The 9,689-nt window shown below is 67.6% G+C and carries 5 protein-coding genes and 1 pseudogene; 3 read left to right on the forward strand and 3 right to left on the reverse strand.

What is annotated here, in order from left to right:
* A pseudogene (locus I71_RS01945) lies at positions 1-270 on the forward strand (NAD(P)-dependent oxidoreductase); the annotation flags it as partial.
* A 97-nt stretch (positions 271-367) separates the two neighbouring features.
* Entirely contained in the window at positions 368-4,930 is a 4,563-nt protein-coding gene (gene gltB, locus I71_RS01950; protein WP_042689524.1) for a glutamate synthase large subunit, read from the forward strand.
* Positions 4,931-5,067: 137 nt separating this feature from the next.
* Here the strand turns inward: gltB and I71_RS01955 are convergent, their stop codons facing one another.
* From I71_RS01955 to I71_RS01965, 3 genes are all read right to left on the reverse strand, one after another.
* On the reverse strand, positions 5,068-5,775 hold the full coding sequence (locus I71_RS01955) for an alpha/beta fold hydrolase (RefSeq protein WP_042689528.1): 708 nt from the start codon (positions 5,773-5,775) through the stop codon (positions 5,068-5,070).
* Between the two features lie 159 nt (positions 5,776-5,934).
* On the reverse strand, positions 5,935-6,585 hold the full coding sequence (locus tag I71_RS01960) for a glutathione S-transferase family protein (protein ID WP_042689531.1): 651 nt from the start codon (positions 6,583-6,585) through the stop codon (positions 5,935-5,937).
* A gap of 35 nt (positions 6,586-6,620) precedes the next feature.
* A complete protein-coding gene (locus I71_RS01965) occupies positions 6,621-7,835 on the reverse strand; it encodes a GGDEF domain-containing protein (protein ID WP_148294123.1) in 1,215 nt (404 codons plus the stop codon).
* A gap of 374 nt (positions 7,836-8,209) precedes the next feature.
* Between I71_RS01965 and I71_RS01970 the strand changes: the two genes are divergently transcribed.
* Positions 8,210-9,589 (forward strand): M17 family metallopeptidase, encoded by a 1,380-nt coding sequence (locus I71_RS01970; protein WP_042689537.1) that lies wholly within the window; start codon positions 8,210-8,212, stop codon positions 9,587-9,589.
* Positions 9,590-9,689: the final 100 nt, after the last annotated feature.

The following is a 9,689-nucleotide window of genomic DNA, read 5'->3' on the forward strand; positions in this document are numbered from 1 at the left end:
GACCTCGTCATCAAGGCTCTCCGCTTCGAGCCGGAGGATCTGCCGGTCCTGTTCGGCTCGCCCGACCTGACCGTCACCCGCTGGGGCACGCTGCTGGTCGACCACCGCAGCAAGATGACCAGCCTGGACGGCGTCTTCGCCGCCGGCGATATCGTCCGCGGCGCCTCGCTGGTGGTGTGGGCCATCCGCGACGGCCGCGACGCTGCCGACGCCATGCACGCCTACGCCCAGACCGTCGGCGCGTCCAAGCTGGCCGTTGCCGCCGAGTAAGGCGCTTTCTCTTTTCCGTTATCAGAACACCGTCTACCCCAGGGGGCCTTCCCTTCGGCCCCCCAGGTCAACGTCCAGACTGTGAAAGGGTCGTTCCATGACCGCCGAGTTTAACCAGGGCTCGTTGAACCAGGGTGAGCAGTTCGTCGCCGATTTCCGCGCCAACGCCGCGGCGCTGACCACTGCCCACGCCTACAATCCGGCCGACGAGCACGACGCCTGCGGCGTCGGCTTCATCGCCGCGATCGACGGCAAGCCCCGCCGTTCGGTGGTCGAGAAAGGCATCGAAGCCCTGAAGGCGGTCTGGCACCGCGGTGCGGTGGACGCCGACGGCAAGACCGGCGACGGCGCCGGCATCCATGTCCAGGTGCCGCAGAAGTTCTTCAAGGACCATGTCAAGATCATCGGCCACCTCCCGCCGGAGAACAATCTGGCGGTCGGCCAGGTCTTCCTGCCGCGCATCAGCCTGGACGCCCAGGAAGCCTGCCGCTGCATCGTCGAGACCGAGATCCTGGCCTTCGGCTACTACATCTATGGCTGGCGCCAGGTGCCGATCAACGTCGACATCATCGGCGAGAAGGCCAACGCCACCCGGCCCGAGATCGAGCAGATCATCATCGGCAATTCGAAGGGCGTGTCGGACGAGCAGTTCGAGCTCGACCTCTACATCATCCGCCGCCGGATCGAGAAGGCGGTGCATGGCGAGCAGATCAACGACTTCTATATCTGCTCGCTGTCGGCGCGCTCGATCATCTACAAGGGCATGTTCCTGGCCGAGCAGCTGTCCACCTTCTATCCGGACCTGACCGACGACCGCTTCGAGTCGTCCTTCGCCATCTACCACCAGCGCTATTCGACCAACACCTTCCCGACCTGGCCGCTGGCCCAGCCCTTCCGCATGCTCGCCCACAATGGCGAGATCAACACGCTGAAGGGCAACGTCAACTGGATGAAGGCGCACGAGACCCGGATGGAGCATCCGGTGTTCGGCGCCAACATGGGCGACCTGAAGCCGGTGATCGGCGTCGGCCTGTCCGACTCCGGCGCGCTCGACAGCGTGTTCGAGGTGATGGTCCGCGCCGGCCGCACGGCGCCGATGGTCAAGATGATGCTGGTGCCGCAGGCGCTGACCAGCTCGCAGACCACGCCGGAAAACCACAAGGCGCTGATCGCCTACTGCAACTCCGTCATGGAGCCGTGGGACGGCCCGGCGGCGCTGGCCATGACCGACGGTCGCTGGGTCGTCGGCGGCATGGACCGCAACGGCCTGCGCCCGATGCGCTACACCATCACCACCGACGGCCTGATCATCGGCGGCTCCGAGACCGGCATGGTCAAGATCGAGGAGAATCAGGTGGTCGAGAAGGGCCGCCTCGGCCCGGGCGAGATGATCGCCGTCGATCTCCAGGCCGGCAAGCTGTTCAACGACCGTGAGCTGAAGGACCATCTGGCCGGCCAGAAGCCGTGGAACCAGTGGGTCAAGAACACCACCCACCTGGACGAGCTGGTGAAGACCGCCTCGCTGAAGGGCGAGCCGTCGGAGATGGAGAAGGAGGAGCTGCGCCGCCGCCAGATGGCCTTCGGCCTCGCCATGGAAGACATGGAACTGATCCTCCACCCGATGGCGGAGGACGGCAAGGAGGCCGTCGGCTCGATGGGCGACGACAGCCCGATCGCCGTGCTGTCCGACAAGTATCGCGGCCTGCACCATTTCTTCCGCCAGAACTTCTCCCAGGTCACCAATCCGCCCATCGATTCGCTTCGCGAGCGCCGGGTGATGAGCCTGAAGACGCGGCTGGGCAATCTCGGCAACATCCTGGACGAGGATGAAAGCCAGACCCGGTTGCTGCAACTCGACAGCCCGGTGCTGACCACCGCCGAATTCCGCGCCATGCGGGAGTATATGGGCGACACCGCCGCGGTGATCGACGCCACCTTCCCGGTGGCGGGTGGTCCCGACGCGCTGCGCGATGCGCTGCGCCGCATCCGCCAGGAGGCGGAGGACGCCGTGCGCGGCGGCGCCAACCACGTCATCCTGACCGACGAGGCGATGGGCGCCGACTGCGCCGCCATCCCGGCCATCCTGGCGACCGGTGCGGTCCACACCCACCTGATCCGCTCCAACCTGCGCACCTTCACCTCGCTGAACCTGCGCACGGCGGAATGCCTGGACACCCATTACTTCGCCGTGCTGATCGGCGTCGGCGCCACCACCGTCAACGCCTATCTGGCGCAGGAGGCGGTGGCCGAGCGCCAGCGCCGCGGCCTGCTCGGCTCGCTGTCGCTGGAAAAGGCGATGACGAACTACAAGAAGGCCATCGACGACGGCCTGCTGAAGATCATGTCCAAGATGGGCATCTCGGTCATCAGCAGCTACCGCGGCGGCGGCAACTTCGAGGCCATCGGTCTGTCGCGCGCCCTGGTCGCCGAGCATTTCCCGGCGATGGTCAGCCGCATCTCCGGCATCGGCCTGAACGGCATCCAGAAGAAGGTTCTGGAGCAGCACGCGCTGGCCTATGCCGGCGAGGCGCTGCCGCTGCCGGTCGGCGGCTTCTACCGCTTCCGCAAGTCGGGCGACCGCCATGGCTGGGAGGGTGGGATCATCCACACCCTGCAGCAGGCCGTCACCAACGACAGCTACACCACCTTCAAGAAGTATTCGGAGCAGGTGAACAAGCGGCCGCCGATGCAGCTGCGCGACCTCTTGGAGTTCCGCACCACCAAGGCCGCCGTTCCGGTGGACGAGGTGGAGAGCATCACCTCGATCCGCAAGCGCTTCATCACGCCGGGCATGTCGATGGGCGCGCTGTCGCCCGAGGCGCACGGCACGCTGAACGTCGCGATGAACCGCATCGGCGCCAAGTCCGACTCGGGCGAGGGCGGCGAGGATCCGGCGCGCTTCCGTCCCGACAAGAACGGCGACAACTGGAACTCCGCCATCAAGCAGGTGGCGTCGGGCCGCTTCGGCGTCACCGCCGAGTACCTGAACCAGTGCCGCGAGCTGGAGATCAAGGTCGCCCAGGGCGCCAAGCCCGGCGAGGGCGGCCAGCTGCCCGGCTTCAAGGTGACGGAGATGATCGCGCGGCTGCGTCACTCGACGCCGGGCGTCATGCTGATCAGCCCGCCGCCGCACCATGACATCTACTCGATCGAGGATCTGGCGCAGCTCATCTATGACCTGAAGCAGATCAACCCGGACGCCAAGGTCACGGTGAAGCTGGTCAGCCGGTCGGGCATCGGCACCATCGCCGCCGGCGTGGCGAAGGCCAACGCCGACATCATCCTGATCTCCGGCAACTCCGGCGGCACCGGCGCGTCCCCTCAGACCTCGATCAAGTTCGCCGGCCTGCCCTGGGAGATGGGCCTGTCGGAGGTCCATCAGGTCCTGACGCTGAACAAGCTGCGCCACCGCGTGCGGCTGCGCACCGACGGCGGCCTGAAGACCGGCCGCGACATCGTCATCGCCGCCATGCTGGGTGCGGAAGAGTTCGGCATCGGCACCGCCAGCCTGATCGCCATGGGCTGCATCATGGTCCGGCAGTGCCATTCCAACACCTGCCCGGTCGGTGTCTGCGTCCAGGACGAGAAGCTGCGCGAGAAGTTCGTCGGCTCGCCGGAGAAGGTCGTCAACCTCTTCACCTTCCTGGCCGAGGAGGTCCGCGAGATCCTGGCCAAGCTGGGCTTCCGCTCGCTGACCGAGGTGATCGGCCGCACCGACCTGCTGCATCAGGTCAGCCGCGGCGGCGCCCATCTCGACGACCTCGACCTCAACCCGCTGCTGGCCCAGGTCGATCCCGGCGAGAACGCGCGCTACTGCACGCTGCAGGGCCGCAACGAGGTGCCGGACACGCTGGACGCCCGCATCGTCGCCGATGCCCGCCCGCTGTTCGAGGAAGGCGAGAAGATGCAGCTCGCCTACAACGCCCGCAACACGCAGCGCGCCATCGGCACGCGGCTGTCCTCGATGGTGACGCGGAAGTTCGGCATGTTCGGGCTGCAGCCCGGCCACATCACGGTGCGTCTGCGCGGCACCGCCGGCCAGTCGCTGGGCGCCTTCGCGGTCCAGGGCATCAAGCTGGAGGTGATGGGCGACGCCAACGACTATGTCGGCAAGGGCCTGTCGGGCGGCACCATCGTCGTCCGTCCGGCGACCAGCAGCCCGCTGGAGTCGAACCGGAACACCATCATCGGCAACACGGTGCTGTACGGCGCCACCGCCGGCAAGCTGTTCGCCGCCGGCCAGGCCGGTGAGCGGTTCGCGGTGCGCAACTCCGGCGCCACCGTGGTGGTGGAGGGCTGCGGTTCCAACGGCTGCGAGTACATGACCGGCGGCACGGCGGTCATCCTCGGCAAGGTCGGCGACAATTTCGGCGCCGGCATGACCGGGGGCATGGCCTACATCTACGACCCGGAGGACTCGCTGCCGCTCTTCATCAACGAGGAGAGCGTCATCTTCCAGCGGGTCGAGGTGGCCCATTACGAGGCCCAGCTCCGCGCGCTGATCGAGGAGCATGTCGCCGAGACGCAGAGCCGTTTCGCCGCCGAGATCCTCAACGACTGGCAGCGTGAACTCGGCCATTTCTGGCAGGTGGTTCCGAAGGAGATGCTGCACCGTCTGGCCGTGCCGGTGACCCTGCCGCGCGCCATCCCGGCGGAGTAAGAACCCTCCCTATCCAGCGTCCCCTCTCCCCCCGGGGAGAGGGGGTCAAGGGGCTGACACGAGAACGGCGCACCATCCGGCAGGACGGTGCGCCGTTTCCCGTTTCAAGCGGGCCGCAACGATGGAGCGTCGCCGGCTCAGCCGGCCATGACGCTGTGGACGGCCTCCAGGATGACCGCCGCCACCGCGTCGGGCTGCGACAGCAGGGAGAGGTGGCTCGCCTTCAGCTCGGTGGTCCTGGCATTCATGCGCCGGGCGAACTCCCGCTCCAGCTCGACGCTGACGACCCGGTCGTCGGCCGAGACGATGTACCAGTTCGGGCGGCTCTCCCAGGCGGCCTGGGTGACCTTGTCGCCGAAGGTGCTGCCGGGCAGCGGCGGCTGGAGCACCGCGAGCACGCGGGCCTCGGCTTCGGGAAGGTCCGACGCGACATCCTCGATCCAGCCTTCGACGCTGAGCGTGAGATTGCCGGCGCCGTCGTCCTGAATCTTGCCCAGGCCCGGCGGCGGCGGATACGCCCCCACCAGCTCGCCGAGCGTCTCGCCGGCCTTGGGCGCAAAGGCCGCCACATAGACCAGGGCCTTGACCTTGGGATCGTTGCCGGCCTCGGTGATGACCGCTCCGCCCCAGCTGTGCCCGACCAGCACGACGGGGCCGTCGATGCCGGCCAGCGCCTGCTTGGTGGCCTTCACGTCGTCGGCAAGCGAACTCGTCGGGTTCTGCACCGCGACGACGGGAACAGTCTTCTCAAGCAGGAGTGGGATGACCCGCTGCCAGCTTGAACCATCGGCCCAGGCGCCGTGAACGAGAACGACGGTGGGCATCGGGGTGGGCGAGTCGGTCATGCACGGGTTCCTTCGTGACGTCCATTCGTGAAGTCCATGCATCGGAGCTTAGGGGCGGCCTCCTCGGGCATGCTTGTCGGATACAGGCATTGCTGGTCGATTCTGCCGCAAAGCGTCCGGCGGTCCAGCCGCCAGCCTCTTCTTACGGCCGCCCTCTTCTTACGGCTCGAACTCCCACGGCTCATCCTTGGCCGCGGCGATCCAGTCCCGCATCGCCGGCAGGGCCAGCACGGCGTCCATATAGGCGCGGGACACCGGCGACACCGCGACGCCGTAGGTCTCCAGCCGCGTCACCACCGGGGCGAACATGGCGTCGGCGACGGTGAAGGCACCGAACAGGAAGGGTCCGCCCGCAGGAACTCCGAAGCGGGCGCGGGCATCGGCCCACAGCGCCTCGATCCGGGCGATGTCGGCGGCGGTCGCCGCGGTCATCCCCTCGCCCTTGCGGTCGCGCTTGAGGTCCATCGACATGGTGGTGCGCAGCGAGACGAAGCCGGAATGCATCTCCGCCGCCACCGAGCGCGCCACCGCCCGCGCCGCGCGGTCCGCCGGCCACAGCCGGGCATCGGGCGCCAGCTCCGCCACATACTCGCAGATCGCCAGCGAGTCCCAGATCGCCAGCCCGTCATGGACGAGGCAGGGCACCCGGCCCGACGGCGAATGTTCGGCGATGCGCGCGGCGGTGTCGGGCTGGCGCAGGGGGATGAGGGTCTCGGCGAACGGCAGCCCGGCCTGCTTCAGCGCCAGCCACGGGCGCAGCGACCAGGACGAATAGGCCTTGTTCCCCATCACCAGGATCAAATCGGACATCGGATGGCACCTCTTGCAGGAGTCAGAGACAGCTATTACGCCGACACGAGTCCCTGCGGAACCCGCCTCGCCTGCACAACACGGTTGCGGCCGCCGCGCTTGGCCTCGTAGAGCGCCATGTCGGCGGCATGGACGAGATCCGGCCACGCCTCTCCCGGCTGGACGACCTGGGCGATGCCGATGCTGGCCGTCACCGTCAGGGCGGCGCCCTGATGCTGGAACGGGATCGCCTGGATGGCGTCACGGATCCGCTCGGCGATCGGCTGGGGGTCGGAACTCCGCAGCTCCGGCAGGAACAGCAGGAACTCCTCCCCTCCCATCCGCGCCAGCACGTCATCGGAGCGCTTCAGGTTCCGCAGCGTCGCGGCGACGGCGACCAGCACGGTGTCGCCGGTGGCATGGCCGAACCGGTCGTTGATCCGCTTGAAATGGTCGAGGTCGATGCAGAAGACGGTGTCGCCGGGGCTGAGGCGGCTCGGCAGCATCTTGTCGAGCCAGCGGCGGTTGCCGATGCCGGTCAGGCTGTCCAGTTCCGCCATCAGGGCAAGCTTGCGCTCCGCCCGGTCGGTGGCGACGCTGTAGATCAGGATCGCGATGGTGAAATTGCCCAGGATCTGGACGAAGAACTCCAGGGCCAGCCAGGGCACGAAGTCGGCGACGAAGACGACGACCCCGGCGCCGAGCAGGAAGGACAGTCCGCTGAACGCCAGCACCGCCTCCAGCGGCAGGCAGGACGGCAGCGGCTCGACCCGGCGGAGCCGGGCCACGATGCGGGACGCCACCAGCAGACAGAGCGCCGCGTTCAGATGGAAGAGAGTGGCCCGCAACTGGTTGTCCAGATGGAACCCGGTGAGCCAGGCGGCGATCCAGAGCGGAATGGGATAAACCGCCAGCAGGCGCCAGACGCGGTGCAGGCGTCCCGACCGCAGCCGCTCCATGCCCAGCACCAGCAGCCCATGCCCGACCATGCCGAGGGTGAGGCTGCCCAGGGTCCAGGCCGTCACGGGCATCGCCGCCTGCTCGCCGAAGCTGGCCAGGACGGCGCCCAGTCCCTGCAACGAGAAGGCCGCCGCCAAGATGCCGAATCCCGAAGACGGCGACCGACGCTGCCGCGCAATCATGAAGACCGCCGCACCGGCCAGAAGCGACGACTGGTTCAAAAACAGCACGGTGACGATGTCGAGCGCAATCATAGGCGGCGGCAGCGGTTGATCGGAGTTGATCGGAACAGGCTTTCGCAGACCGCTCACCGTCTTCGGTGAACAGGCCACCGAGGCACTGCTTACCAGTCCGAAATAACCGAAAGGCTATTTATTTGCCATGGGGAATATCTGGCGATGTCATTTTGTCATCAATTCACCATAGCGCTCCGTAGCACGAGGAAATCAGCATCGATAACAAACTGTTCTTCATCCTGATCCAGGCCTCGTCGAGGAAGAATTCACTTTCTTATAATGGAAATAATCATAGAATTTCCTATTCATGAAGATGGAAAACACCGGCCCGGAAAGCGTTCCACTCCGTTCCACGCCACCCCTTTCCAGCCGGCGCTTCACGCGCCATCCTTGGGGATGTGCATCCGTTCCGGATGCGTGACGTGATTTCGTAGGAAGGATTCCCCGTCTTGCTCGCCACCCTGCTTGCCGTCGACGGTCCCGACACCGTCGCCCTCACCCCCGTGACCAAGGCCGGGCTGCCGGACTGGCTGGCGGCGCAGTCGCCGGCCACAGCATCCTGGGTCAAGGCGGTGGGCTTCACCGGCGAGGCCGGATCGACCGTCTTCCTGCCGGGGCCGGACGGCGCCGTCGCCCATGTGCTGGCCGGCGTGTCGGCCATCGACGATCTGTGGGCTTTCGCCGGGCTGCCGGCCTCGCTGCCGGCCGGCTCCTACAAGATCGATGCGGCGTTGGACGCGCGGGCGGCGACGCGGGCGGCGCTGGGCTGGGCGCTCGGCAGCTACCGCTTCAGCCGCTACAGGAAGCCGCCCGAGAAGGGTTTCGCCAACCTGGTCTGGCCGGCCGGGGCCGACCGCGGCGAGGTGGAGCGGGCGGCGACCGCCACTTGGCTGGTGCGCGATCTGGTCAACACCCCGGCCTGCGACATGGGACCGGCCGAACTGGCCCAGGCGGCGCAGGATTTGGCCGCCGAGTTCGACGCGGCGGTGGAGATGATCGTCGGCCAGGACCTGCTCGACCGCGACTATCCGGCCGTCCACGCCGTCGGCCGCGCCAGCCCGCGTGAACCGCGGCTGATCGATCTGCGCTGGGGCAACCCGGAGCACCCGAAGGTGACTGTCGTCGGCAAGGGCGTCTGCTTCGACACCGGGGGGCTCGACCTGAAGCCGTCGTCGGGCATGCTGATGATGAAGAAGGACATGGGCGGGGCGGCGCACGCGCTGGCGCTCGGCCGGATGATCATGATGGCCGGGCTGCCGGTGCGGCTGCGCGTGCTGGTTCCCGCCGTCGAGAATGTGGTGTCGGGCGACGCCTTCAAGCCGCTGGACGTGCTGAAGACCCGCAAGGGCCTGACCGTCGAGGTCGGCAACACCGACGCCGAGGGGCGCCTGATCCTGTGCGACGCGCTGGCCGAGGCCGATTCGGAAAAGCCGGAGCTGCTGATCGACTTCGCCACCCTGACCGGCGCCGCCCGCGTCGCGCTCGGCCCCGACCTGCCGGCGCTGATGTCCAACAACGACGCGCTGGCCGACGACCTGACCGAGGCCGGCACCGCGGTCGACGACCCGATGTGGCGGCTGCCGCTGTGGGCGCCCTACCGCAAGGGGCTGGACAGCAAGGTGGCCGACATCAACAACGTCACCACCAACGGCTTCGCCGGCGCCATCACCGCCGGGCTGTTCCTGCAGGAATTCGTGTCGAAGGAGACACCCTGGGCGCATCTGGACACCTATGCCTGGAACGGCTCGGCCCGGCCCGGCCGGCCGGAGGGCGGCGAGGCGCTGGGGCTGCGTGCCGCCTATGCGGTGATCGCCAAGCGGTTCGGCTGACCCTCCACAGCCTCCGGAGGCAGAGGACAGCGGGGAAGAGCGGGAAAGCGGGCAAATTTGTCCCCGCTCCTTCCCCCTGAAGGGATGGAATGCGCAAGGA

Source organism: Azospirillum sp. B506, from assembly GCF_000333595.1.
Classification (GTDB): domain Bacteria; phylum Pseudomonadota; class Alphaproteobacteria; order Azospirillales; family Azospirillaceae; genus Azospirillum.

Coding starts and splice junctions, on each gene's coding strand:
- gltB (WP_042689524.1), top strand. CDS start 368: ATGACCGCCGAGTTTAACCAGGGCTCGTTGAACCAGGGTGAGCAGTTC.
- I71_RS01955 (WP_042689528.1), bottom strand. CDS start 5,775: ATGACCGACTCGCCCACCCCGATGCCCACCGTCGTTCTCGTTCACGGC.
- I71_RS01960 (WP_042689531.1), bottom strand. CDS start 6,585: ATGTCCGATTTGATCCTGGTGATGGGGAACAAGGCCTATTCGTCCTGG.